This window comes from Natrialba swarupiae (genome assembly GCF_008245225.1).
Taxonomy (GTDB): domain Archaea; phylum Halobacteriota; class Halobacteria; order Halobacteriales; family Natrialbaceae; genus Natrarchaeobius; species Natrarchaeobius swarupiae.
Genome location: NZ_VTAW01000004.1, coordinates 1 through 24,996, shown reverse-complemented (window position 1 = coordinate 24,996; position 24,996 = coordinate 1). Strand labels below are relative to the sequence as shown.

Genomic DNA, 24,996 nt, shown 5'->3' with positions numbered 1-24,996 from the left:
GGTGTGATCGGATACCTCACACGAACACGTGTCACACCCTCTCCCTTTACTATCGCACGGCTACCTCCTGATAATCGAATTGTACCGGTTAGCGGGCGTGACTAACGGGTAATCCAATGTTTCGGGCGGTCTCGACCGCTCGGTGGTGACGATCGACGGATCGATCACCGTTAGCGACGGCCTCCAGATTGTACTCCCGCCGTTCGGTACGAGGTCGACTCCGTCCACCGTTCAGTGTCGCGTTTTTCCCGCAGTTCGCTCGCCCCGAACGTTGTCGTCGGTGTGTACACTACGTTCCGGTCGGTTCTCGCGATCCGGTCACCTTCGAACCACAACAGTCATCGAAACCGACAGTTCAGTGCATGCAGGTGGCCGCTTCCCCTCCGGTCACGGTCATCACCGAGACTGTAGTTCGTGGCTACGGACCCGTCAAGCCAGGGATAACAAAACCTCGTTACCGGCTGTATCAGGACGATTCCCACCCGGGTATCGAGCTACCGATGACACAGCAACACCGACGACGACCACGAGTTCGAGTGCGTACGAGATCTCCCTCGAGACGCTCGAGAACTGACGGAGGTGAACCGTGACGGGCGAACTCGTCCAGGGAGCGGACTGTACGATCGACGACGACGTGACCGTCGGCTACGGCGAGTTCGCCGAGCCGACCCGGCTCGGGCGCAACGCGACGATTCGATCCGGGTCGATCGTCTACGGCGACGTGACGATCGGCGACGACTTCTCGACGGGTCACGACGTCCTCGTTCGCGAGGAAACCCGAATCGGCGACGACGTGCTCGTCGGCACCAAGACGGTGATCGACGGACAGACGACGATCGGTTCGCACGTGAGCCTCCAGACGAACGTCTACGTGCCGACCCAGACGACGATCGGTGACAACGTCTTCGTCGGGCCCGGTGCCGTTCTCACGAACGACGAGTATCCGGTTCGAAGCGACGCGGCGCTCGAGGGGCCAACGATCCGCGACGGCGCTTCGGTCGGAGCGAACGCGACGCTGTTACCGGGCGTCGCCGTCGGGGAGAACGCGTTCGTCGCGGCCGGCGCGGTCGTCACGTCCGACGTCCCGCCGAACACGCTCGCCGTCGGGTCGCCCGCCGAAACGCAGCCCTTACCAGCCCCACTCGAGGGGCCGAACCAGATCGCATGAGCGAAACGACCGACCCCGACCTCGACGATTCGGTTCGGATCGCGGATCCTTCGATCGACACCGACGTGATCGATCGGATCGAGTCGGCACTCGAGGAGGGAGCGCTCGCCGACGGCCCCGAAGTGCGGGCGTTCGAATCGGAATTTGGAGCCTACTGCCGAACCGACCACGCCGTCGCGACGTCGAACGGGACGACGGCACTCCACGCCGCACTCGAGGCCCTAGACGTCGAGGACGGTGACGCGGTGATCACGACGCCGTTCTCGTTCGTCGCGAGCGCAAACGCCATCCGACTCGCCGGCGCCACGCCGGTGTTCGCCGACATCGATCTCGAGACGTACACGCTCGATCCCGCGGACGTCGAGCGGGTCCTCGCCGAACGCGACGACGTCGTCGGTCTCCTGCCGGTCCACCTCTACGGACTGGCCGCCGACGTCTCGGCGCTGTGTGAACTCGCCGACGAGCACGATCTCTTCGTTCTCGAGGACGCCTGCCAGGCCCACGGCGCGGCGGTGCGTGGCGACCGGGTCGGCGGCTTCGGCGACGCCGCCTGCTTCTCGTTTTACCCGACGAAGAACATGACGACCGGCGAGGGCGGCATCGTCACCACCGACCGCGAGGACGTCGCCGAGCGGGTCGCGAGCTACGTCAACCACGGCCGAGCCGAGAACGGAACGGGCGACTACGACCACGTCCGACTCGGGCACAACTACCGAATGACGGCACTCGCCGCCGCGATCGGTCGGAGCCAACTCGAGCGGTTGCCCGAGTTCAACGAGCGCCGGCGGGAGAACGCGGCGTACTACGACGACCGGCTGGCCGATCTCCCGCTCGAGACGCCGACGGAGCCCGACGGGTACAGACACGTCTACCACCAGTATACGATTCGAACGGACGACCGGGACGCACTCGCCGACGGACTCGCGGCCAGAAACGTCGATGCGGCGATCTACTACGAGACGCCGATCCACCGACAGTCGGCCTACGAGACGGTCAGCACCGCCGCGGCCGAACTTCCGCGCGCGCAACGGGCGGCCGAGACGGTTCTCTCCGTGCCCGTCCATCCCGCCCTCAGCGAGCGCGACCGACGTGTCGTCGTCGAAGAAATCTGCGACTATTTCCACAACCAATGAACACGGAACCAACGAGGACGTCGCCCAGACCGGTGCAGGTGGGCGTCGTCGGTGTCGGAGCAATGGGGGAGAATCACGCACGCGTCTACAGCGAACTCCGAAGCGTCGACCTGGTCGGCGTCACCGACCACGACGTCGACGTGGCGAGACAGGTCGCCGCCGAGTACGGGACGGAGTGTCTCGATATCGACTCGCTTCTCGACCGTTGTGATGCGGTGACGGTCGCGGTGCCGACTCACGCCCACTACGAGACGGTCTCGCGGTGTCTCGAGGCGGGCGTTCACGTGCTGGTCGAGAAGCCGATCGCTGAGACGATCGAGCAAGGCCGGACGATGGCCAAACTCGCCCAGAACGCCGGGGTCGTCCTCCAGGTCGGCCACATCGAACGATTCAATCCGGCAGTCCAGACCGTCGGCGATCTGATCGACGATCTCGACGTGATCTCGATCGAGGCGGAGCGACTCGGCCCGCCGATCGATCGGTCGGCGCCGGGGAACGTCGTCTTCGATCTGATGGTCCACGACGTCGACATCGTCGCCTCGTTGCTCGAGGACGACCCCGAATCGATTTCGGCCATGGGCACCGAGGACAGCCGATACGCCACCGCGACGATGGGCTACGGCGACGTCGTCGCGACCGTGACGGCGAGTCGCGTCACCCAGAAGAAGGTGAGAAAGCTCACCGTCACCGCCCGCGAGTGTCTCGTCGAGGTCGACTACCTCGAGCAGTCCGTCTTGATCCACCGCGACTCCTACCCGGAGTACCTGATCGACGACGGCCAGCGCCGGTATCGACACGAGAGCGTCGTCGAGCGACCGCGGGTCGACAACGGCGAACCGCTTCGCCACGAACTCGAGTCGTTCGTCGAAACCGTCCGCTCCGGATCCGAACCGGTCGTTACGGCCGAAGACGGCATCGCGGCGCTCGAGACCGTCCAACGGATCGACGCGCTCGTCTCGGGGGAGGAACCGCCGAGACGACGGGAACGCGAACGGGAGGTGGAGATCTGATGTGCAGTGGCGATCCGAACGCCGACTCCGTCGCGTTGTACGACTCGACACACTCCGATCCCCTACAGCGGGAACACCTGACGAACGGCCAAACTCCGGTCGCCGTCTACGGTCTCGGAAAGATGGGACTCCCGCTCGCGGCAGTCTACGCCGAGACGACGGGGAACGTGACCGGCGTCGACGTCGATCCTACCGTCGTCGAGACCGTCAACGCGGGGCGGAGCCACGTCGTCGGGGAGCCGGGGCTCGAGGAGCTCGTCACCGAACAGGTCGAAAGCGGCCGGCTCGAGGCGACGACCGACGGCCCGACGGCCGCAGAGCGCGCACGGATCCACGTCATCATCGTTCCAACGCTCCTGACTGACGACCGCAAACCGGATCTCGCGACGGTCGAAGCGGTCGCCGACGATATCGCGGCCGGGTTGGCCCCCGGCGATCTGGTCATCGCCGAATCGACCCTGCCGCCGGGAACCTGCCGAGACGTCCTTCGACCCCACCTGGCGGCCGAAAGCGGCCTCGAACTCGACGAGTTCGGGGTGGCGTTCTGCCCGGAGCGGACCTCCTCCGGAACGGCCGTGCGGGACATCCGGGGGCAGTACCCAAAGGTCGTCGGCGGCGTCGACGGCGAGAGCACTCGAGCCGCCACCGTCGTCTACGACGAACTGTCGACGAACGACGTCCGACAGGTATCGGACGCGACGACCGCCGAGGCGGTGAAGGTGTTCGAGGGGGTCTACCGAGACGTCAACATCGCGCTCGCGAACGAACTCGGCACCCTCGCGGACGAACTCGGCATCTCGGTTCGCGAGGCGTTCGCCACCGCGAACGACCTGCCGATGTGTCAGCTCCACGACCCCGGTCCCGGCGTCGGCGGCCACTGCATCCCCTACTACCCGTACTTCCTGCTCTCCTGGCTCGAGACCCCGCTTGCGCTGACGGAGACCGCTCGAGACGTAAACGACGGGATGGCGGGGGCCGTCGTCGACAGGCTCGCGGCGGAACTCGAGGCCGACGGGACCGCGCTCGCGGAGGCGTCCGTCCTCGTCCTCGGCCTCACCTACCGCGCCGGCGTCGAAGAAACTAGGGCGTCGCCCGCACTCGACGTGGTCGCGGAACTCGAGGAGCGCGGCGCGGACGTCGCCGCCGTCGACCCGCTGGTCGATCCCGACGCGTACGGCGTTGGCAGGGTCGAACTCGAATTGTTGACCGGTGACCGAGCGGGTGAAACCCCCGCGTTCGACGCCGCAGTACTTGTGACGGCCCACGAGGAGTTCGACCACATCTCGTGGGGTGACCTGGAGCCGAGCGTCGTCGTGGACACGCGGGACGAACTGGATCTCGCCGGGACGGACCACCGGAGCTACACCCTCGCCGGCTCGCGAAACGGTCGGCCGCCTGCGGGCGACCGCGAGAGCGTGGCCGGAACAGCGGTCGACGCGCTCGCTCGAGAGGACGCCCCCGTCACGGCGGGGGCGACGTCCGCCGAATCCCGTCTCGAGGAATCCGCAACCGATCTGCGCCGCACGGACGGAACCGATCCGCGACGCACGGACGGGGGTGACGATGTATAAGGGCAAGTCGGTCGCGGTGGTCGTCACGGCCTACGACGAGGAGGCGTTCGTCGGCCGCGTCATCGAGACCGTCCCCGACTTCGTCGACCGGGTCTACGCCGTCGACGACGCCTCTCCGGACGGTAGTTGGGCGGTCATCCAGCGCGTGGCCGCACAGATCAACGAGACCGTCGAACCCGAACGCGCGGTCACCGACGGCGGCGACGCTCGGCGAGTCGTACCGATCCGCCACGAGGAAAACCGCGGATACGGCGCGGCGGTCAAGACGGGATACGAGCGCGCCGCGGCCGACGGGATGGACGTCGTCGCCGTGATGAACGGCGACGGCCAGATGGATCCCGACATTCTCGACCGGATCGTCGACCCCGTCGCCACGGGAGAAGCCGACTACGCGAAGGGGAACCGACTGCTCAGCCGGGAGGACCGCGAGGGGATGTCGACGTTCCGGTTCGTCGGCAACGCGATGCTGACCGGTCTCTCGAAGTTTGCCTCGGGCTATTGGACCGTCGGTGACCCCCAGAACGGCTACACCGCTATCTCGCGGGAGACGATCGAACGACTCGACCTCGAGTCGATCACCGACCAGTACGGCTTTCTCAACCACATCCTCACCCACCTCAATCTCGAGGGGTGTCGTGTCGCCGACGTCTCGATGTCGGCGGTCTACGGCAACGAGGAGAGCAGTATCCGATACGTGCCGTTCGTCCGTTACGTTTCGCTTTTGTTGCTCCGGAGTTTCCTCTGGCGGCTCAAACGCCGGTACGTCCTCGAGGGGTTTCACCCGGCCGTCGTCTTCTACGGCGCGGGATCCTCGGGGCTCGCAGTTGGGGTACTCGGTGTGGTCGGCTCGCTCGGCCGGTCCCTCCGCGGATCCGACGGCTTCACCGGTGCGCTCGTCTCGTTCGTCGCCTTCCTGATCGGGCTCGTCTCCCTCGGTATCGCCATCTCGATGGACGCCGAGGAGAGCGCCCCCCTCGAGGTGACACGCTACGATCGGCGTGGCGGACCAGCGGCCGCCGACCCAGGCGACGGCGAAGACGGCGTGGACGAGGACGCCCTCGAGGAGACGACCGACGACGTCGTCGGAGACAGCTGCGTCGACGAAACGGACGCAGCGGCGGACACCGAGTCGCCGCTCCAGTCGTCCCAGTCGATGGACTAACCGTTTTATGGGTTCGGCGACGACGACCGACGATGGCAGAACTCGCGCTCGAGGACGGCACGATCTGGTACGACACGACGGGCGAGGGCCATCCCCTCGTCTTCGTTCACGGCGGGTGGCTAAACGGCCGGACCTGGCGATCACAGGTCGAACACTTCGCCGACGAGTACCGGATCGTCACGGTCGACGTCCGCGGCCACGGCCACACGGGTTCGACCGATCCCAAGCGGTACTCGGTCGAACTGTTCGCCGACGATCTCGAGGCGGTGTGTGCCGAACTCGACCTCGAGCGCCCGATCTTCTGTGGGCTCTCGCTTGGTTCGATGGTCGTCCAGGAGTATCTCGCCCGTCACCCCGATCGCGCCACAGGGGCGATCCTCGCCGGTGCGCTCAGATCGATGCCCTCGATGGCCGTTCCGCCGTCGATGAAATTGGTCGTCTCGCCGACGCCGGCGCTCACCGCGACGCTCTCGATGATGGGGCCGACCGCGACCTTTCGGTCGATGCTCGGCTCGATTCGGGCGATGACCGGCGACCGCTGGCTGACCGTCGATCCGACGGTTCGATCCGAGGCCCTCGAGGCCGTCGGAGACGTCTCACCCGCGGAGTTTCGGAAGGTCTTCGATGCACTCTACCGGTACGACCCACCGAATCTGACGGGTGTGAAAACCCCGACGCTCGTGATCCACGGCGACCGGGAAGCGCCGGTCGTCGCGCGCCAGGGCCAACGGATCGCGACGATGGTCGACCACGGCCGTCGGATCGTCGTCGACGACGCCGGTCACCTCGTCAATCAGGACCAACCTGCGGCGTTCAACGACGAGAGTGAGACGTTCCTCGCGGACCTCGATCTTCCGACCGAACCGGAGCCGACCAGGGCGTGATCGGCGACACAGATTCCGTCCCACGAGAGAACCACCACAACGGCGCCCTGGCCAGGTTCCAGGGGTAACGATCTGCTCTCCTCGGACCTCGAGTGAGCGACGTCCGACGCAGAACACATCGAATCATCTGGACGTGTCGGGTGCTAACGAACTGGTTCGGGTCGAACTCCCGTGTTCGATCGACGATATCCCCGTGTTTGACGTCAGCCGGCGATAGAAGCCCTACTCCTGGGTAATCCCCACGATTACCTGTAGCTCACCTTGATCTTATTACTCCCTAATGATGATTTTATTTCATGTCGGGAAACCGGAGGAGCTGTGACGAACCGATCGAGAGCAGTGGGGCAGAACGCGGCCAGCGACAGAACATGGTTCCGAGAGTGAACCGTCGCCGTATGCTTGCGGGACTTGCGGGAACGGGTCTCGCCGGATTCGCTGGCTGTTCCGAACTGACGGAGTTGACCGAACATACGTTCGAGGCCGACCCGGTGGCCGTTCCGCCGGACGGCCTCGAGCGGTTCGGCTTAGAGGGGGTCGAGGACGACGAGATCGTCGTCGAGGAAGAGCGGACAGTCGGCGGCGAAGACGTCCGCGCGGAGATGACGAGCCACGTCGTCGGATACGAGACGACGGGAGAGGCCGGAGGTGAGGCCCAACTCCGGACGACGCGGGACGTCGCGGCCGAGGAAGTGTTGGTGACGATCCCGGGCGAGGAGTTGGCGGGAACGAATCCCGACGACGCCATCGACGAGGCACTCGACGTCGGCCGGTTGATGGTCCCCGGCGACCTGTTGGTCGAAGACGGTGAGTTCGACCCCGAATTGATTCCAGGAGGTTTTGGTTTGGGTTTTCAGGAGGAAGGGGAACATGCGGGAGTCGTCTTGTTCTCCGAAGTCGATGGGGGCTACGATGAAGGCGACCTCGGCGAACTTCGCTCCGCCATCGAGGACGACGTTATGCCGCCCCACGAAGGGATGCTCCTACCCAAGCGAGGGTTACTGAACGAGGACCTCGAGGCCGTCCCGCTCGAAGCCCTTGGGGACGCGCTCGAACGCGGGGTCTCCGAGGAACAGGTCGGGAGACTCGTCGGAAACGGCGTCGTCATGTATCCAGAACCTGGGCTTGCCGTTGACGAAGATCCGGAACTCCTCGAACAGAGTGTGGTAATGATCCCCGGCGACTCCTGGTTCCCTGGCGACACCTGGTTCCCCGGCGACACCTGGTTCCCCGGCGACACCTGGTTCCCTGGTGACTCCTGGTTCCCCGGCGACACCTGGTTTCCCCGCGACACGTTTGACGAAGATGCAGCGTTTGTCGAGGGCACCGGTAGGCTCGAGGACCATCACGAGATCGAGGTCGGTCGGCTCGACCTTCTGGAAGCTGGTGGCGTTCTGATTCCGGCTGGCTCCTACGAGGAAGCTGGAGACGACCAGGTAGGAGGGGCAATTTGGACGACGCGGAACGTCGGGGGTGAGGAAATACTGGTGACGATCCCGGGCGAAGAGTTGGCGGGAACGAACCCCGACGACGCCATCGACGAGGTGCTCGACGTCGGCCGGCTGATGCTCCCCGGCGATGCGTTGCTCGGTGACGACGGAACGCTGGAGACCGGTGAGTATCCGGCCTCGGAGCTCACTCCAACAGCGACAGACGTCTTTTTCCCGGGTGATAGTTGGGACGAGTTGGATCTCGGTGAACTTCACCACGCCGTCCACGACGATGTCCAACCCTTCGCGTCGGCGACGGACCTCCCCACGGAGGGAATCATCGACCAGGACTTCGAGGCCGTTTCGTTGGAGGCGCTAAAGGTGGCGCTCGAACGCGGCGTCTCCGAGGAACAGGTCGGCCGACTCCTCGAGAACAGTGGGTTGATGCCCCCACAGGATTGGGAAGACCCACAGCCAGAACTACTCGAACAGGGAGTGGTAATGATCCCGGGTAACAGGTACGTTCCATCTGGTTGGAGCGACTGGTACCCGGCCGACTGGAGCGACTGGTATCCGGCTGGCTGGAGCGATTGGTACCCCCAAGGCTGGAGCGACTGGGCCGAATTCATTACGAGCGACGCGGCGTTCGTTGAGGGCACCGGTGGGCTCGAGGAACTCCACGACATCGATAACGGGCGGCTAGAACTGCTCGAACAGGGTGGCTTCTTCCTGCCCGAGGGGAGTTGGGAAGAAGTCGAGTCGGACACCGCTTCGCAGTGGCCGTTGTGGGATCCCACCGGTGTCGGCGCGCTGTCGACCCCGAAGGCGGAGGTGATGGGCCAGACGCTCAATCCGGTCGCAGACTCGTCGTCAGCGGAACTGCTCACCGATGAGGAGACGCGATCGTTCGTCGGTCGACTCGGCCTCGACGGCGTCGAAGACGGCTGGGTCGAGGGTCCCGAGCACGTGAACTCGGAGACTGGGCGGCTTCTCGGCGAGGATACTCCCGTCGAGACGTTCGTCGGTCTAACCGGCTCCCGCGAGGACCCCGAATTCGCGATCGTTCACGTCGGCCGACTCGAAACCGGCGACGACGTCGTCTTTGCGGCCGTTAGTTCGACCACAGAAGTCGACCAGGTCGGCCGAGTGTTCGTCGGCGACGACGGCTACGTGACCGAGGGTGACCTCGAGGCCGGTATCGAGACAAGCCTCGAACTATTCGGAACAATCGAACGCGAGTAAGCGGACTCCAACGGTCCGAGTTGCTGGACCGAATCACTGGACCGGCTGCTCGAGCAGTCGATCGCCGCTTTCGGCACAGACGACGGAGACGACCTCGTAGCTCGAGCAACAGGACTCGCGGGTCTCCGTGGCAAACTCGACCGGTCCGCCGTCCGGACACTCCTCGAGAAAGATCCGGACGCCAGCGACGAGTTCGCTACGGGAGGTTGGCTGGAGCTTACGCCAGTAGGGGACCCGATCGGCGATCGGACCGGACGCGGCAGTATCCAACCGGAGGGCCGTCGCCGAGGGCCACTGGCCGATTCGTCGTCCGTCGCGTTTGACGGCGACCGCGTCGTCGTAGCGCTCGACCTCGACGTCGTCGGACTCGATCCCCAGTTGATCGAGCAACGCCGCCGGGTCCGGCTCCTCCTCGACTGCCTCGAGTTCCGTCCGCCACTCCCGGTCGAACGCCGCGGTCAGACAGAGGTCGTCGACCTCCGCACAGGGTTCGAGAACGCCCGCCTCGAGCAACGTCGCCTCGGGATCGATTTCGTCGGGCACCGCGACGTTCTCGAGCGGGTCCTTGCCGAACCACGACAGCATTCGCCGCGGCAGATATCGTTTTGTCAGCGTCGGCGTTCCCGGTACGAGATAGCCCCGAAGCCAGATGAGACACGACGAGAGACCGAGAACCAACGCACCCGCGAGAACGCCCACGGCGGCCGTCCACGTCCAGGCCAGCACCGTCCCGATCAGCGCGCTCACACCGAGGGCGATCAGTACGTTCACGATAGTGCAGGGGCCGCATCGATTTTCGCCGGTATACTCCGGATTTCGAAGCGAACGAACGACTGTCATATTGTGTCCCTCGATCTCATTGCACGAATCGGTTTCCCTCCCGGATCCACCTCGCGATGGGGAAACGACGTGGGCCGATCAGACGAAGTGAAATCGAAACTGCTCGGACCATCTCCGACCGGCAACGATCGTCGTCCGCTCGAGTCGGTTCACTCTTGCTCCGGTCTCACGCCACCAACTACAGGAATAGAACGCGCGAGTGAGAGACAGACCGTTCGATGCGACGAGGATACCACCGTCCGTTCAGCGCGACAAACCGTCGATACTTAGGTGTCGTCTCACGAACGGATCAGGTATGACCAGCGCTGACGACGCCGACGGAGCCGACGAGCGGGTCGACGGGGCCGAGGATTCGGTCGGCGACGAGCCGGAGCGCGAAACTGAGAGCGACCACGACCGCTCCGAACCGCCGGAACCTGACGATCGATCCGAGGAGTCGGAATCGGAACCGGACACCGAGCCGGATCCCCCCTCCGACGACGAGTCCGCGGGGGACGGTACCGGACCCGCCTCGAGTGACGTCGACTCCGATGTGCGCGATGCTGAATCCGACCGGACCGAAGACGAATCGGCCGAAAGCTCCGACGAGCGTGACGGAGCGTCCGGCTACTCCACTGCGCGTACCCCTCCCTCGGACGATCGGTACGTTCGAAAGGACTGCGTGTTGATCACCGGCTGTTCCTCGGGCATCGGCCGGGCGAGCGCCCGTGCCTTCCTCGCGGAGGAGTGGCAAGTGATCGCGACCGCCCGGAACGTCGCGGACATCGAGGAGCTCGATGAGGCAGGGTGTACGACACTCGAACTGGACGTCACCGATCATGATCAGGTGCTCGACGTCGTCGAACGGACCGTCGAAATCGGCGGCGCGATCGACTGTCTCGTCAACAACGCCGGCTACGCCCAGATGGGGCCGATCGAGGACGTCCCGATGGCCGACCTCCATCGCCAGTTCGACGTCAACGTCTACGGCCCCCACCGACTCACTCGGGCGGCGCTTCCGCACATGCGCGCCCAGGGTGAGGGGCGGATCGTCAACGTCTCGAGTGTCACCGGACGCGTTTCGTTTCCGGGATCGGGCGCATACTCGGGGTCGAAACACGCACTCGAGGCGATGAGCGACTCGCTGCGGGCGGAAGTCGAGGAGTTCGGCATCGACGTCGTCGTGATCGAGCCGGGTCCGGTGGAAACGAACTTCTCGGACCGGGTCGACGACGAACTCCCCGAGGCCGGCCGGACGCCGGCCTACGAGTCGCTGTACGAACTGTACGACGATATGCAGCTAATCGGCGGGGGAAGCGGCGGTCCGTTCGCCTCCCAGCCGAAGGACGTCGCAGCAGCGATCCTCGAGGCCGGCACCCACCCCGAACCGCCGGCGCGATACCCCGTCGGCCCGCTCGGCCAGTTCGGCGTCTACGCCCGATATCTCCCGGACAGCCTGCGCGATGCCGGATACGCGTTGCTCCGCAAGCTGAGTTGACTCGTTCAGGTGAGTTCCTCGGAATCGTCGTTACGAGTTCGCTGGCTGATCGAACGGGCGCGTTCGACGCCGAACTGGTCCGATTCCGGAACAGCTCGGGTCCACGGTCACGTCAGTGTGGGAAAGTATTTGTTCTCGACGGGGATATCTTCGCACATGTCGGAGTCGACACCGGGCGTCGTCGAACTCGCCGACGACGTTTCCGCAGTACTCTACGGCATCGCGGGCTGGCTCTCGATCGGATTCGGGCTCCTGCTCGCCGGTAGTGCCGTTCTGAATCTGATACTCGGCGGACTTGCCCTCTCGGGCGCGTCGGCCGTATTCGCGGCGATGATGCTTATCGTCGCTTTCGTCTTCGTCGCCCTCGGTGCGTTCGTCAATCCGCGGATGCGTCGTCGGCTGAACCGTCGTCACGCGCCGACGACGTTCGGGCGAGTCCACAGTGTCGATCAGCGGGTCGTCCGCGCGAACGAGGAGTGTCCCGAACGGTGTGTCTCCTGTGGCTGTCGGATCGAGGAGGGTCTCGTCAGGCGGTACCGCGAGGAGTTCGCGCTCGCCGGCGTTCCCGTCTACACGACCGACGTTGGCTACAACCACTACTGTCTCGAGTGTGCAATCGAGGAGTTCCTCGGAGAGCGTGTCGAAAGCGAGACGCGGACCGAATCGGTCGAAATCACCGATCGCGACGACCCGACATCCGCTCGAGCCCGATCCGTCGAACGCGAGTGAGCGGCCATCCAGTCGCCTCGGGCGTGTTACGCGTTTGATCTCGGTCAGTAGCCCGGTCCCAGGTGTCGGTAACCGTATGATCGCTCGAGGGGAACCCGCACGCGACCTCGTAAGGATATCTCTCGAGGGGCTGCGGTACGAAGGGGGACGAATTTGAACCACGGTCACAGCGAAGCTGCTCCCTGGTTCAAACTGCCGACCATTTTGGCGACACGGGCTCGTCGCTACGCTCCTCGCCGTTGTATCGCTAAAAATGGGTTGGGGCAGATTTGAACTGCCGGCCTCCTCCATGTCAAGGAGGTGTCATAACCAGACTAGACCACCAACCCGCCTGGTTCGTGCCGTGGCGTCTGCGCCACGTCATCTGCAACTGTTCGTTGCCCGCCACCATAATTGAAGGTTTCGAATCGGGATCCGTACGCGAGCGTTCACCACGGCCCACTCGCTCCGATACGTTTAAATTGATGTACTGATTCGATCATTGTAGGACAACTACGTACATTGGTGTTCACAATGAAGGAGTACGTTCGCCGGGTGACCGACGGCACAGATCTCACACAGTCGGAGGCTCGAGCCGCGTCGTCGGCCGTCTTCGAGGAGTCGACGGAGGCCCAGATCGGCGCGCTACTCGCCGGATTGCGCGCGAAGGGAGAAACCGAAGCCGAAATCGCCGGCTTCGCGGAAGGGATGCGCGAGGCGGCCCGAACGATCTCCCCGGGCCGAAGTCCACTGGTCGACACCTGTGGCACGGGCGGCGACGACTACGATACGATCAACGTCTCGACGACCAGCGCGATCGTCGCCGCGGGTGCCGGCGTTCCGGTCGCGAAACACGGCAACTACTCGGTCTCGTCGTCCTCCGGGAGCGCGGATGTTCTAGAGACAGTCGGCGTGAACGTCGAGGCGGAACCGGCGGCCGTCGAGCGTGCGATCGAACGGACAGGTATCGGATTCATGCTCGCGCCGGTGTTTCACCCCGCGATGAAAGCCGTCATCGGCCCCCGCAGGGAACTCGGCATGCGGACGATCTTCAACGTCCTCGGCCCGCTTACCAACCCTGCCGGTGCCGACGCCCAACTCGTCGGCGTCTACGATCCGGAACTCGTCCCCGTTCTCGCGGACGCGCTCGCACGGATGGATGTCGATCGTGCCCTGGTCGTCCACGGCTCGGGAACCGACGAAATCGCGATCCACGACGAGACGGTGGCCGCCGAGGTCGACGGCGAGAGTGTCGAGCAATACTCGCTCGAGCCGAGCGATCTCGGGCTCGAGCGCCACGACATCTCGGCGATCGCGGGCAGTTCGCCCGAGGCCAACGCCGAGGATCTCCGCGGGATCGTCGAGGGCGAGGTCACCGGTGCGAAGCGAGACGTCATCCTCGCGAACGCAGGCGCAGCGATCTACCTCGCGGGCGAAGCCACGTCGCTCGAGGACGGCGCCGAAGCCGCACGCACGGCGATCGAATCCGGCGACGCCGCGGCGAACCTCGAGAAGCTACGAGGAGAGACACCGGAAATCGAGGGCCAATGACCCGTGTGAAGATCTGCGGGCTGACGACCGAGAGCGACCTCGAATTGGTCGTCGGGGCCGGTGTAGACGCCGTAGGTATCATCGTCGACGTTCCGGTCGAAACGCCCCGGGAGGTATCGGTCGATCGCGCGGCCGAATTGGCCGATGCCGTCCCCCCGTTCGCAACGAGCGTTCTGGTGACGATGCCCGACACCGTCGATCGAACGGTACACGTCGCCGACGCGGTCGAACCGGACGTCCTCCAACTCCACGGCGAGTTCGGGGTCGACGAACTCGCCGACATCCGCGAGCGAACCGGCCGCAGTCTCGTCCTCGCCGTCGACGCCGACGAGGCGTCGAACGCGAGGCGGTACGACGGAACCGTCGACGCCTTCCTGGTCGACACGCCGGCCGAAGACGGCGGAGGCGGAACCGGTCGCACCCACGACTGGGGGCGGACGAGATCGGTGGCCGCGAATCTCGAGTCACCCGTAATCCTCGCCGGCGGGCTCACGCCCGAGAACGTCGACGCGGCCGTCGACGCCGTCGATCCGTTCGCCGTCGACGTCGCCAGCGGCGTCGAAGTCGAAGGCGGAGTCAAAGACGGCGACGCCGTCCGGTCGTTCGTCGAACACGCGAAACACAGCTACGGGACGGAGGCAAGTCCACAACCATGACCGACACCGACTCGAATCGGTCCGATGCGACGTCGACGGCGACGTTCGACGTCGACCGGGAGACGTTCCACGTACTCGCTGGCGATCGCGACGATCGGCCGACGGTCGTCCGAGTCGCCGCGACGCTCGACCTCGAGACGTCGCCTCTCACCGCGTACGCGGCGCTCACCGGACGCACCGAGACGACCGACGGCGACCGAACGCCGTACGCCTTCCTCCTCGAGAGCGCAGAAAAGACCGCCTCGAGTGACCCCGACGGCGCGTTTCGTCCGACCGCGGTGGGTGCCAAGCGCCACGCACGCTACTCCTACGTCGGCTACGACCCGGACGCCGTCGTGACCGTCGGACCGGGAGAGACCACGGTCGAGGCGCTCGCTTCCGATACTCCACTGGACCTGATCGATACCGACGTCGACGGTGACGCAGTCGACGCGCTTCGGGGAGCGATGCCGGACGTTCGGCTGGTGAACTTCCCCGACCACGATCGACAACACCTCGAGGGAGGGCTGGTCGGCTTCCTCTCCTACGACGCCGTCTACGACCTCTGGCTCGAGGAGGTCGGCCTGGAACGGCCTGAATCTCGGTTTCCGGACGCACAGTTCGTCCTGACGACCAAGACGCTCGCGTTCGACGAGCGCGACGGAACGGTGTCGCTCGTCTGTACGCCGGCCCTCACGGCGGACGACGACCCCGACGCGACGTACGATCGCCTGCTCGCGGAACTCGAGACGGTCGTGGAGACGCTTCGAGATGCCGAACCGCCGGAGACCAACGGGTTCGTCCGAGAGAGCGAAATCGCCGGTCCCGCCGGCGACTACGAGGAGAACGTCCGCCGGGCGAAAGAGCACGTCCTCGACGGCGACATCTACCAGGGAGTGATCTCCCGGCGACGGGAACTTTCCGGTGACGTCGATCCGATCGGATTCTACGAGGCGATGCGCGAGGTAAACCCCTCGCCATACATGTATCTGCTCGACCACGACGATCTCACCGTCGTCGGAGCGAGCCCGGAGACGCTGATCTCCGTGCGCGGACGCGAGGTCATGTCGAACCCGATCGCGGGCACCTGCGATCGCGGCTCGAGTCCGGTCGAGGATCGTCGTCTCGCGGGCGAGATGCTCGCCGACGGGAAAGAACGCGCCGAACACACGATGCTGGTCGACCTCGCGCGAAACGACGTCCGCCGCGTGGCGGAGGCGGGGACGGTTCGCGTCGAAGAATTCATGAACGTCCTCAAGTACAGCCACGTCCAGCACATCGAGTCGACCGTGACCGGCAAACTCGCCGCCGATGCGGACGCCTTCGATGCGACGCGAGCGTCGTTTCCCGCGGGAACGCTTTCAGGCGCGCCGAAGGTTCGGGCGATGGAGATCATCGACGACCTCGAATCCGAACCTCGCGGACTCTACGGCGGCGGCGTCGGCTACTACTCCTGGACCGGAGACGCCGACTTCGCGATCGTGATCCGGACGGCGACCGTCGAAGACGACGGAGATCGCGACCGTATCACCGTCCGCGCCGGCGCGGGACTCGTCGCCGATAGCGATCCCAGAGCCGAGTACGAGGAGACCGAAAAGAAGATGGGTGGCGTGCTCGCGGCGCTCGAGCGGATCGAAGTACCAGCCGACGAGTCGGAATCGACAGGGAACGATCTCGAGACGCCGGAGGTGAGTCGATGAGCGTGCAAGGGAACGAGGGCGGTCCCGAGGCGGTCGACGAGCGGACGATCCTGTTCGTCGACAACTACGACTCGTTTACGTACAATCTGGTCGAGTACGTCAGCCAGCAGCCCGGCACCGACACCGAGGTCCTGAAGAACACCGCTACACTCGAGGACGTGTACGCGGTCGATCCCGACGCGATCATCGTCAGTCCGGGTCCGGGCCATCCGAAGAACGACCGCGACGTCGGCGTCACGATGGACGTCGTCCGGGAGCTCAGCCCCGACGTGCCGACCCTCGGCGTCTGTCTCGGCCTCGAGGCAGCCGTCTACGCCTACGGCGGCTCGATCGGTCGCGCCCCGGAACCGGTCCACGGGAAGGCGTCGGCCGTCGAGCACGACGGAAATGGCGTGTTTCAGGGGATAGAACAAGGCTTTCGCGCCGGACGCTACCACTCCCTGGTCGCCACCGAGGTGCCGGACTGTCTCGAGGTAGTCGCCACGGCAGAACACGGCACGGAACCCGATTGTGCCGACTCCGCGGCGGAGCCACAGACCGATGGCGAGACGCTCGTCATGGGCGTCCGACACCGCGAGTACCCCCTCGAGGCGGTTCAGTTCCACCCGGAGAGCGTGCTGACAGCGGTTGGCCACGACGTGATCGAGAACTTCCTCGAGTCGCTCGAGGACGCGTAAGTCGCCAACACCGGACGGCCCAGTGATCGAACACCACGTACTGTTACACTTGATCAGTACTGACCAGTCTCGGACGACGTACGCCGCCGCTATGGAATGCACCGGTAGAAGACGGCGAATTGTTCAAGGGGTGACTCGTACGGTTTACTGTCCGCCAGTACCGCCGCGCCCGGGACCGTTCTCCGGGCGCGCCGGGACACAAGGACAGCAATCCGTTTCGAGCAGCCTCACCGATCGCCGACTCGGACGGACGAGAGCGGGGTCGTGGCCGGGTCAGCCGAGAGGGAGCAACTCGAGCGTTCCAGTCGCGTACAGCGCCGCGAGGACGACTACGGCGACGATTCCGACGCGAATCGCCAGTTTGATCGCGATCCGAATCGCGATGATGGCGACCGCGATGGCGGCGAGTACTGCCAGGACGAGGAGGATTGCCGTCCCGGACGTCAGTGCTTCGATCATACTTCGTCCCCGTAGCGAAGGGACGTAATCTTTCTGGAAACCGTGACTGAATCGGATGTTGATCGATTTGTGGGAGTACTAGCGTAGTAGAGCGAAGATCGAATATCATTGTCACATATCAAAATTTTTCGCCATCGTTGCAAAATCCCCTAAGAATTGATCGACAGAAAAATAGATCAACAGTCTTTATCACTACCAGATAGATGGCTTCCAGCGGTCGATAAATTCATAGGTGATTGTCGCGGAAATAGTAAGGACGGATTTAAGGTAACGGACCTATTAGATACAGCTACTACTTGATAGAGCCATCTCTGGATACAATCTCTATTGTACTATTACAAGTCCAGCAGTGTAGAACACCATGTTTTATGACCACTCACGGATACCGAACCTTCGTCACGAATGATGAGAGTCAGGACTCGAGCACACGTCAGAATCGGTGTACGGCGGCGGGGTCTCACTGAGGTGGGGCGCGCATGAGCGGAAGCGACCTCTCCGCGGAGGAGTTGACGCTCCCGATCAAGCGAACCGAAGGGGAGACCCTAGAGGAGCGACTGACCGGCAACGCCTATCACAATATCCTCCCTGCACGATACCTTCGCAAGGACGCCAACGGCGACCTTATCGAAGACCAGGAGGACCTCTTCGACCGCGTCGGCAAGAACATCGCGCTCGCCGAAGCCGTCTTCGAAGCGCGCAAGCACGATGTCGAGATCACGGTCACGCCGGATCAGCTCAAGCCCGACCACCCGCGCCAAGACGAACTCGCCGAGGAAGTCTTCGGCGCGGGCACCACCGCGGACGACGACGCTGAGGCGACGCTTTCTATCTACAACGTCAACAAGTTCGCCTACGACACCGTCGTCCCGGAACTCCCCGACGAGATCCGCGACCACGTCGAGTCGGTTGGCGACGAGTTCCAGCGCATGATGGCAAACCTCGATTTCATGCCGAACTCGCCGACCCTGATGAACGCGGGCGACGAACTCCAGCAGCTCTCGGCGTGTTTCGTCGACTCTCCCGACGACGACATCGACGATATCCACCAGACCGCAAAGGAGGCCGCACAGGTCTTCCAGAGCGGCGGCGGCATGGGCTATGCCTTCTGGCGCCTGCGGCCCTACGGCGACGCGGTCGGGAGCACCGGCGGCATCGCCTCCGGCCCGATCACGTTCATGCGCACGTACGACCAGATGTGCGAGACGATCGCCCAGGGCGGCGCCCGACGGGGCGCACAGATGGGCGTCATGCGTGTCTCCCACCCGGACGTCATCCAGTTTATCCACGCCAAGAACAAGGACGTCTCGCTGGCCGAGACCCTGCGCCTGAACGACCCCGACGACTACACCCACACCTCCTTCCAGGACGCCCTGGAAGAGGCCCGCGAGCTCATCGACGACGAAGGCCGAGTCCCGAAACACCTGCGCAACGCCGTCGAAGGCCACCTCTCGAACTTCAACATCTCCGTCGGCATCACCGACGACTTCATGGAAGCTCTCAAAGCGGGCGAGGAGTTTACCTTCACGAACCCGCGCACGGAAGAGCCACACATCGCCACCGAGGAGACCAAGGAACTCTACGACATGTTCGGCCTCGGCGACTACGTCGAGGTCGGCGAGGAACTGTCGATCCCCGCAAAAGAACTCTGGGACGACATCGTCGAGGGCGCCCACGAGAACGGCGAACCCGGCGTGATCTACCTCGAGCGGGTCAATAAACAGCACTCGTTCGATATAGATAAGCATCCTGAACATAGAATATTAGCGACAAATCCATGCGGAGAACAGCCGTTGGAGGAGTACGAGGCCTGTAACCTCGGCCACATCAACCTCTCGACGCTCGCGGATCTCGAGGCGCCCGACTGGCGCGTCTGGTACGACGAGCACGGCGAGGAGTACGACGACCTCGAGGACGCGGTTGATGCCTTCCTCGGGGAGGCCGTCGACTTCGAGGAGTTCGACCACCGCATCGAGATGGGGACGCGATTCCTCGAGAACGTCGTCACCATGTCGGACTTCCCGGTCGAGAAGATCGAACAGAAGGTCCGAGAGATGCGCAAGATCGGCCTGGGCATCATGGGCCTGGCACAGCTGTACATCCAACTCGGCATGGAGTATGGCAGCGAGGCCTCCAACGAGGTCGCGCGCCAGCTGATGACCCACATCAACCACACCTCGAAATGGACCTCTCACGAACTCGCCGAAGAGCGAGGCAGCTTCGATGAGTGGGACAAGTCCAAGTACGCGAACCCGACGGAGTACCGCGAGTGGTTCGAACACCAGACGGGACTGGACGCCGACGAGTGGGCGGACGGATTCCCCATCCGGAACCACAACACGACGACCATCGCTCCCACGGGCACGACGAGCATGGTCGGCAACACCACTGGCGGCTGCGAACCGATCTACAACGTCGCCTACTACAAGAACGTCTCCGACGACGTCCAGGGCGACGAGATGTTAGTCGAGTTCGACGACTACTTCCTGCGCGTCTTAGAGGACAACGACATCGACGTCGACGCCGTCAAAGAGGAGGCCCAGGAGCAGATGGCGACCAACCAGTTCAACGGCGTCGAAGGACTTTCGACGGTCCCAGACGCCATCGGTGAACTGTTCGTCACGACCGGCGACCTCTCGGCGAAAGAACACGCCGGCATTCAGGTCGCCTGTCAGGAAGGCGTCGACTCCGCGATCTCGAAGACCGTCAACGCGCCAAACGACTCCACGCTCACGGACGCCAAGGACGTCTTCGAGTACATCTACGAACACGGCGGCAAGGGCGTCACCTACTACCGCGACGGCACCCGCTCGAAGCAGGTGCTGACGACCCGTGCCGACAACGCCGACTTCGCCGACGAGACCGAGGCCGCACAGGCGCTGGTCGAACAGATCGACGAGATCTTCGGCGGCTTAGAGCAGTTCCTCGAGAGCGAGGAGGTACGAGACGTCCTCTCGGAGGATTTCGAGCCGGTCGTCGGCGGGGACGGCAGCCGGGAGAAACCCGTCCAGGTTGACTTCACAGAGAAGCGCGAGCGACCCGACGCCCTGCAGGGTGTCAGTCAGCGCATCGACACCGGCTACGGCAAGGTCTACGTGACGATCAACGAGGACCCCGAGACCGGCCAACCGTTCGAACTGTTCGCGAACATCGGCCACTCCGGGGGCTTCACGAACTCCTTTACCGAGGCGTTGGCGAAGGTCATCTCGACCTCGCTGCGCTCGGGCGTCGATCCGGAGGAGATCGTCGACGAACTCTGTGGCACCCGCAGCCCGAAAGTCGCCTGGGACAAAGGCGAGCAGATCCAGTCCATCCCGGACGCTATCGGTACTGCAATGCGCCGGTATCTCGCCGACGATATCGACAAGCCGTACCCGACCCAACAGACCTTAGAGGAGTCCGCAGACGCCGACGGACGCGACGATCACAAAACCGACGGCGGTGCAGCAACCGCCTCGAGCGACGACGACACGACGCAGGATCTCATCGATGCCGGCGAATCCCCCGAGTGTCCCGAGTGCGGTTCGATGTCGCTTTACTTCTCGGAGGGCTGTAAGACCTGCGAGTCCTGTGGCTGGTCGGAGTGTTGATCGGCTGAACGTACCGTTCTGTTTCCGTCTCTCGTTCTGATCCGATCGCGTTGCCGGGCATCTCGGTCGACCACCAACACTTAGCATGCGCCGACGGCAATCGGATCGTATGGGATCCGATCGGACCGACGAAACCGACGCCGGCTCGAGCGAACCCGAGCGCAGCGGTTCCACTGATCGATCGTCAGGTCCAACCTGCCCGTCTTGTGAAATGTCGATGTACAAGCGCCACTGCAAGTACGTCTGCCCCCAACACGGAGTCGTCATCGACTGTAGCGATCCGTTTCTGTGAGACGGGTCGCTACGAGTCGGTACCGATCGATCGCCCGCCGTTGTACGATCGACCGGCAATCATACGGGTTGCTGTCCGTCAGTACCGCCGCGTCCGGGACCCGTTCTCCTGGAGCGGCGAGACACAGGGACGGCAATCCGTATCAGTCAACCCAGACCGTACGAGGAGTTCGATCGGCGTCGTCACCCGTCGGTCGACGGCGTTGACGGCCGCGAATCGGTCCGTGACCGGATCGCGCGGTACGCCGGGCCTACAAGGAGGAGGGCAGCGGCGAGGCCACAGGCGATCGTGAGGGCGACTCCGAGTTCGCCGAGTCCATCCATCGTGACCGTCGCGGCCGACGCGCCGACGATGACTGCGGCAACCGTCCACGGCAGTTCGCCGATCACCGTCCCGACGAGAAGGTGGCGCATTCGAACGCCGCTTGCTGCCGCCGCACACGTCGAAACGTCCGACGGAATCGGTGCCAGCCGGGAGGCGACGACGCCGCGTATCGGACCGGCCGTCCGGTAGTACTGCGTGATCGTCTCGCCAACCCGCTCGAGCGACCCCCATCGGGCAGGCCCCATCGGCGTCTCGCGGTCGGGTTCACACTCTCCGTCGGGGGCGACCCAACACGCCGCGACGAAGACGGGGGCCACCGTCACGACGACACCAGCCAGTGCGATCGGAACGCCGAGTACAATGCCGTAACCGTAGCCGACGACGACCGCGAGAGGCGTCGTCGGCCAGGCAAACAGCGGTCGGACGAGATAGAGCCCCGCAACGACGAGGCCGAACAAAAGCGGGTTCGCCGCGACCGACTCGAGAGAAGAGAGCGCCGCCGCGGGCGACACGAGTAGGCCCGCTGCAACGATCGCACTCACTGCGACCGCTCCGACAACCGCACGCGTCGACGCCGACGGAATCGACATCGGCCGGAGTTTCGCCTCGAGTACCGAAGCTTTTGTGTCTCGCGTCGCCCGCGTCGGGCGTCGACACAACGTTTAACCGCTCCGGCCCGACACCACCTATCGATGGCTGGAGACGGAAGCGACACCGGTGACGACCGCGATCATCTCGACGATCGGGTGGTCCTCGGATTGGCGCTTCTGGAGCGACTCGAACACGAATCGCTTCCACTTCCCGATGTCGTCGACCGGATCGAGACGGTCACCACGGATCCCGCAGTTACCCGAACGATCCTCGACGAGGCGGAACTCCGCGGGATCATCGACCGCGAGGACGGGATAATCCGGCCGAAGAGCCGTCAGTACGTCCGGTTCGGGCAAGACGTTGTTACGAAAGAGGGGGAGTTTACCTGCCGACGCTGTGGCTCGAGTCTGTCGACAGGGCACTTCATCGACCTCGAGGCGGGCGAACTCGGCCCGTTCGGGTCGTCGTGTATCCGGAAAGTAACGGGACGTGAGTGAGAGTCGGACGGCGAGCGAGCGGCTACCGGCCACGGCGGAGTTCGGAGATCAGTTGGTCGATCGTTTCCTGTTGGGCCTCGATGAGTTCGTTCTGGCGGTCGATCGCCGCCTCGAGGTTCTCGAGACGCTCGAGGACCTCCGGGTCGGGCCCGTCGGTCGCGGGGCGTTCGATCGTCTGCTGGGCCCCACTCTCGCCGGAGCCGGCGGAATCTTCGAAGACGTTTCCGGTCTCGACGGTCGCCGTTCGTTGGTGGCTGCCGGCGTCGCCGGACGCAGGCTCCTCACGGGTTCGTGCGGGTTCAGACTCGGCTCGACTCCCGTCGTCACGGTGGTGGCCCGTGTGAGTATCGGCGTTCAGATCGGCCGTCTCCGCCGGCGGTTCCTCCGCTGGCTCGATATCGCGGTCGTCGGGCTCGGGTGGGTTCGCATCGAGTGGGTCGACGCCATCACCGAAGTCCATCGAGGCATCCCCTCGCTCGGTCCCGTCCGCTTCATCACCGACTCGTTCGTTTAGTTCCTCGAGCGAGGAGACGTCGTGGTAGTCGAACAGCGCCCGTTTGAGCCGTTCCCGAAGATCGTTCGCCTCCTCGTTGGGCGCTTTGATCCGCTGGGGGCGACCGTCGACGACGAGGACGATCTGTGTAGCCACGCTCCCGTCCTCGAACGAGAGGTTGCTTACATCGTCGAACTGATACTCCTCGTAATCTTCGTCCCAGACAGCACCGCCGATGTGTTTGACGAGTCGATCGCTCGTGATGATGATCGTCAGTTCGCTAAACCGGTACGTCTGGACGACCGTTTCGCCAGGTTCTGTGATCCCGTTTCCGTTTAGTACGCCCGCGAGAACGGGATGAAGTGCCGAGTCGGTCTTGCTCGCCGGAACGGAAAATTCGCGACTCCCCTCGAGTGGGTACTCGAGACTGAACGTGGTTTTTCGTCGCCCTTCGGACAGCGTCAGGCGATCCGCGTCGTGTGGAAAATCGTCGACCGATTCGTCGCTCAGCAGTCCTTCAGCGCGATAGACGAGCGTACGTGTTGGAGTAATGAAAAGTGTATCCTCGCCGCCGAGAGAAACTTCCGCTGCGATCTCCTCGTCGTCGAGAGTAGACTGGACGATTCCGGGAACGCTCATGTCGCGGTAGTTCGTAAGGGCATGTGATAAATCCGTGGGTCCCCGTTACACGGCCGCGTCGAATGAGAAGCTTAAAGAAACGGACCGCACTACGGGAGAACGAGCCCGGGTGGCTTAGCTGGACATAGCGCCGCACTCATAGGGTTCAGAGATTCGGTGCGGTTTCGCCTTGGAAGCCTCCGTGTCCCTCGAGGACTCTGCCGAGCCTCGGACCTGGGACATGCGGAGATCGAGGGTTCGGAGCCCTCCCCGGGCACTGGCTTTCTATACGACGTCACGAACGGAGTGAGTGACGAGTCTGAAAGCCAGTGCCCGAACGGGCGACGAACCCGTAGGTCCTCGAGAGTGAGCATAGCGAACGATCGAGGGCACGGAAGAGCTTGCTCTTCCGGCGGCTCGGAGCCCTCCCAGGGCATGTTCCGATGGAGTCACGGACGTAGTAGGTGACGACGACGTGACTCATACGCATTGCTGTATCCGTCTTTAGCTAAGCGAGAAACCACGTGACAGCGGCGACTTATCGAGGCATCTTTTTGAGAGGAATGAGGAGGCGACGAGTGTGCACAACGAAGCCTCCTCATCTCGGATTATGCGTCGGCTCACTACATTGTTTCCCTCTGAGTTCCTCGAAGAGCACGCCGAGGAACTCGGCGTGGTCGAACGCGACCGCAAGCTCCAGATGCCTGCCTTCGTCTGGGCATTCGTGTTCGGCTTCGCCGCAGGCGAAAGCCGAACACTCGCTGGCTTCAGACGCAGTTACAACTCTACAGCCGACAAGACGATCTCTCCCGGTGGCTTCTATCACCGGTTGACGCCATCTCTCGCAGAGTACTTCCGCGACCTCGTCGAGCATGGCCTCGACGAGGTCGCTGTCCCTGACACTGTTGACGCCGATATCGACCGCTTCAGGGACGTGATGATTGCTGATG

Annotated in this window: 20 protein-coding genes, 2 tRNA genes and 1 pseudogene; 18 read left to right on the top strand and 5 right to left on the bottom strand. The window is 64.1% G+C overall.

Annotated elements, in window-relative coordinates; translation table 11 throughout:
• Nucleotides 1-586 precede the first annotated feature (586 nt).
• From FYC77_RS04820 to FYC77_RS04790, 7 genes are all read left to right on the top strand, one after another.
• Nucleotides 587-1,168, top strand: coding sequence for an acyltransferase (locus tag FYC77_RS04820; protein ID WP_149080375.1), 582 nt, complete (start codon nt 587-589; stop codon nt 1,166-1,168).
• Nucleotides 1,165-2,301: a DegT/DnrJ/EryC1/StrS family aminotransferase gene (locus FYC77_RS04815; RefSeq protein ID WP_149080374.1), complete on the top strand. Its 1,137-nt coding sequence runs from the start codon at nt 1,165-1,167 to the stop codon at nt 2,299-2,301. Before FYC77_RS04820 ends, FYC77_RS04815 begins: the two co-directional genes overlap by 4 nt.
• Nucleotides 2,298-3,311, top strand: a complete 1,014-nt coding sequence (locus FYC77_RS04810; RefSeq protein ID WP_149080373.1) for a Gfo/Idh/MocA family protein — start codon at nt 2,298-2,300, stop codon at nt 3,309-3,311. Before FYC77_RS04815 ends, FYC77_RS04810 begins: the two co-directional genes overlap by 4 nt.
• On the top strand, nt 3,311-4,882 hold the full coding sequence (locus tag FYC77_RS04805) for a nucleotide sugar dehydrogenase (protein ID WP_149080372.1): 1,572 nt from the start codon (nt 3,311-3,313) through the stop codon (nt 4,880-4,882). Before FYC77_RS04810 ends, FYC77_RS04805 begins: the two co-directional genes overlap by 1 nt.
• Entirely contained in the window at nt 4,875-6,044 is a 1,170-nt protein-coding gene (locus FYC77_RS04800) for a glycosyltransferase family 2 protein (protein ID WP_149080371.1), read from the top strand. Before FYC77_RS04805 ends, FYC77_RS04800 begins: the two co-directional genes overlap by 8 nt.
• A 32-nt stretch (nt 6,045-6,076) precedes the next feature.
• On the top strand, nt 6,077-6,928 hold the full coding sequence (locus FYC77_RS04795; protein ID WP_149080370.1) for an alpha/beta fold hydrolase: 852 nt from the start codon (nt 6,077-6,079) through the stop codon (nt 6,926-6,928).
• Between the two features lie 395 nt (nt 6,929-7,323).
• Nucleotides 7,324-9,597, top strand: a complete 2,274-nt coding sequence (locus FYC77_RS04790; protein WP_149080369.1) for a DUF6517 family protein — start codon at nt 7,324-7,326, stop codon at nt 9,595-9,597.
• A 33-nt stretch (nt 9,598-9,630) separates the two neighbouring features.
• Here FYC77_RS04790 and FYC77_RS04785 read toward each other — a convergent pair whose 3' ends face one another.
• Complete coding sequence (locus FYC77_RS04785; protein ID WP_149080368.1) at nt 9,631-10,437, bottom strand: hypothetical protein; 807 nt, start codon at nt 10,435-10,437, stop codon at nt 9,631-9,633.
• A gap of 532 nt (nt 10,438-10,969) precedes the next feature.
• On the opposite strand from FYC77_RS04785, the gene FYC77_RS04780 reads away from it, so the two are divergent.
• Nucleotides 10,970-11,914 (top strand): SDR family oxidoreductase, encoded by a 945-nt coding sequence (locus FYC77_RS04780; protein ID WP_149080534.1) that lies wholly within the window; start codon nt 10,970-10,972, stop codon nt 11,912-11,914.
• 156 nt (nt 11,915-12,070) lie between these two features.
• The gene (locus FYC77_RS04775; RefSeq protein WP_149080367.1) at nt 12,071-12,643 is read left to right on the top strand and encodes a hypothetical protein; all 573 of its coding nucleotides are present in this window, start codon (nt 12,071-12,073) and stop codon (nt 12,641-12,643) included.
• 254 nt (nt 12,644-12,897) lie between these two features.
• Here the strand turns inward: FYC77_RS04775 and FYC77_RS04770 are convergent.
• A tRNA-Val gene (locus tag FYC77_RS04770) sits at nt 12,898-12,972 on the bottom strand.
• Nucleotides 12,973-13,156: 184 nt separating this feature from the next.
• On the opposite strand from FYC77_RS04770, the gene trpD reads away from it, so the two are divergent.
• Genes trpD through trpG form a run of 4 tightly spaced genes read left to right on the top strand, consistent with a single transcriptional unit; the run spans nt 13,157 to nt 17,185 of the window.
• On the top strand, nt 13,157-14,173 hold the full coding sequence (gene trpD / locus FYC77_RS04765; protein WP_149080366.1) for an anthranilate phosphoribosyltransferase: 1,017 nt from the start codon (nt 13,157-13,159) through the stop codon (nt 14,171-14,173).
• On the top strand, nt 14,170-14,829 hold the full coding sequence (locus FYC77_RS04760) for a phosphoribosylanthranilate isomerase (protein ID WP_149080365.1): 660 nt from the start codon (nt 14,170-14,172) through the stop codon (nt 14,827-14,829). Before trpD ends, FYC77_RS04760 begins: the two co-directional genes overlap by 4 nt.
• Nucleotides 14,826-16,508 (top strand): anthranilate synthase component I, encoded by a 1,683-nt coding sequence (gene trpE, locus FYC77_RS04755; RefSeq protein ID WP_149080364.1) that lies wholly within the window; start codon nt 14,826-14,828, stop codon nt 16,506-16,508. Before FYC77_RS04760 ends, trpE begins: the two co-directional genes overlap by 4 nt.
• Nucleotides 16,505-17,185, top strand: coding sequence for an anthranilate synthase component II (trpG, locus tag FYC77_RS04750; protein WP_149080363.1), 681 nt, complete (start codon nt 16,505-16,507; stop codon nt 17,183-17,185). Before trpE ends, trpG begins: the two co-directional genes overlap by 4 nt.
• A 273-nt stretch (nt 17,186-17,458) precedes the next feature.
• Here the strand turns inward: trpG and FYC77_RS04745 are convergent, their stop codons facing one another.
• Nucleotides 17,459-17,644, bottom strand: a complete 186-nt coding sequence (locus FYC77_RS04745; RefSeq protein ID WP_149080362.1) for a hypothetical protein — start codon at nt 17,642-17,644, stop codon at nt 17,459-17,461.
• Between the two features lie 476 nt (nt 17,645-18,120).
• Between FYC77_RS04745 and FYC77_RS04740 the strand changes: the two genes are divergently transcribed.
• Complete coding sequence (locus tag FYC77_RS04740; RefSeq protein WP_149080361.1) at nt 18,121-21,231, top strand: adenosylcobalamin-dependent ribonucleoside-diphosphate reductase; 3,111 nt, start codon at nt 18,121-18,123, stop codon at nt 21,229-21,231.
• A 109-nt stretch (nt 21,232-21,340) separates the two neighbouring features.
• Nucleotides 21,341-21,523, top strand: coding sequence for an HVO_2523 family zinc finger protein (locus FYC77_RS04735; protein WP_149080360.1), 183 nt, complete (start codon nt 21,341-21,343; stop codon nt 21,521-21,523).
• A gap of 182 nt (nt 21,524-21,705) precedes the next feature.
• On the opposite strand, the gene FYC77_RS04730 is transcribed toward FYC77_RS04735, so the two are convergent.
• Nucleotides 21,706-22,437 (bottom strand): TVP38/TMEM64 family protein, encoded by a 732-nt coding sequence (locus FYC77_RS04730; RefSeq protein WP_149080359.1) that lies wholly within the window; start codon nt 22,435-22,437, stop codon nt 21,706-21,708.
• A 102-nt stretch (nt 22,438-22,539) separates the two neighbouring features.
• Here FYC77_RS04730 and FYC77_RS04725 point away from each other — a divergent pair, with 102 nt between their 5' ends.
• Nucleotides 22,540-22,935: a DUF5830 family protein gene (locus tag FYC77_RS04725; protein ID WP_149080358.1), complete on the top strand. Its 396-nt coding sequence runs from the start codon at nt 22,540-22,542 to the stop codon at nt 22,933-22,935.
• A 22-nt stretch (nt 22,936-22,957) separates the two neighbouring features.
• Here FYC77_RS04725 and FYC77_RS04720 read toward each other — a convergent pair whose 3' ends face one another.
• Entirely contained in the window at nt 22,958-24,067 is a 1,110-nt protein-coding gene (locus FYC77_RS04720) for a DUF7115 domain-containing protein (protein WP_149080357.1), read from the bottom strand.
• Between the two features lie 103 nt (nt 24,068-24,170).
• Between FYC77_RS04720 and FYC77_RS04715 the strand changes: the two genes are divergently transcribed.
• A tRNA-Met gene (locus FYC77_RS04715) sits at nt 24,171-24,323 on the top strand.
• A 333-nt stretch (nt 24,324-24,656) separates the two neighbouring features.
• Nucleotides 24,657-24,996 (top strand): annotated as a pseudogene (locus FYC77_RS04710) (IS4 family transposase); the annotation flags it as partial.

Excerpts from the sequence above, each read along its gene's own strand:
- FYC77_RS04815 (WP_149080374.1), top strand. The coding sequence starts at position 1,165 with ATGAGCGAAACGACCGACCCCGACCTCGACGATTCGGTTCGGATCGCG.
- FYC77_RS04810 (WP_149080373.1), top strand. The coding sequence starts at position 2,298 with ATGAACACGGAACCAACGAGGACGTCGCCCAGACCGGTGCAGGTGGGC.
- FYC77_RS04805 (WP_149080372.1), top strand. The coding sequence starts at position 3,311 with ATGTGCAGTGGCGATCCGAACGCCGACTCCGTCGCGTTGTACGACTCG.
- FYC77_RS04800 (WP_149080371.1), top strand. The coding sequence starts at position 4,875 with ATGTATAAGGGCAAGTCGGTCGCGGTGGTCGTCACGGCCTACGACGAG.
- FYC77_RS04795 (WP_149080370.1), top strand. The coding sequence starts at position 6,077 with ATGGCAGAACTCGCGCTCGAGGACGGCACGATCTGGTACGACACGACG.
- FYC77_RS04790 (WP_149080369.1), top strand. The coding sequence starts at position 7,324 with ATGCTTGCGGGACTTGCGGGAACGGGTCTCGCCGGATTCGCTGGCTGT.
- FYC77_RS04785 (WP_149080368.1), bottom strand. The coding sequence starts at position 10,437 with ATGACAGTCGTTCGTTCGCTTCGAAATCCGGAGTATACCGGCGAAAAT.
- FYC77_RS04775 (WP_149080367.1), top strand. The coding sequence starts at position 12,071 with ATGTCGGAGTCGACACCGGGCGTCGTCGAACTCGCCGACGACGTTTCC.
- trpD (WP_149080366.1), top strand. The coding sequence starts at position 13,157 with ATGAAGGAGTACGTTCGCCGGGTGACCGACGGCACAGATCTCACACAG.
- FYC77_RS04760 (WP_149080365.1), top strand. The coding sequence starts at position 14,170 with ATGACCCGTGTGAAGATCTGCGGGCTGACGACCGAGAGCGACCTCGAA.
- trpE (WP_149080364.1), top strand. The coding sequence starts at position 14,826 with ATGACCGACACCGACTCGAATCGGTCCGATGCGACGTCGACGGCGACG.
- trpG (WP_149080363.1), top strand. The coding sequence starts at position 16,505 with ATGAGCGTGCAAGGGAACGAGGGCGGTCCCGAGGCGGTCGACGAGCGG.
- FYC77_RS04745 (WP_149080362.1), bottom strand. The coding sequence starts at position 17,644 with ATGATCGAAGCACTGACGTCCGGGACGGCAATCCTCCTCGTCCTGGCA.
- FYC77_RS04740 (WP_149080361.1), top strand. The coding sequence starts at position 18,121 with ATGAGCGGAAGCGACCTCTCCGCGGAGGAGTTGACGCTCCCGATCAAG.
- FYC77_RS04735 (WP_149080360.1), top strand. The coding sequence starts at position 21,341 with ATGGGATCCGATCGGACCGACGAAACCGACGCCGGCTCGAGCGAACCC.
- FYC77_RS04730 (WP_149080359.1), bottom strand. The coding sequence starts at position 22,437 with ATGTCGATTCCGTCGGCGTCGACGCGTGCGGTTGTCGGAGCGGTCGCA.
- FYC77_RS04725 (WP_149080358.1), top strand. The coding sequence starts at position 22,540 with ATGGCTGGAGACGGAAGCGACACCGGTGACGACCGCGATCATCTCGAC.
- FYC77_RS04720 (WP_149080357.1), bottom strand. The coding sequence starts at position 24,067 with ATGAGCGTTCCCGGAATCGTCCAGTCTACTCTCGACGACGAGGAGATC.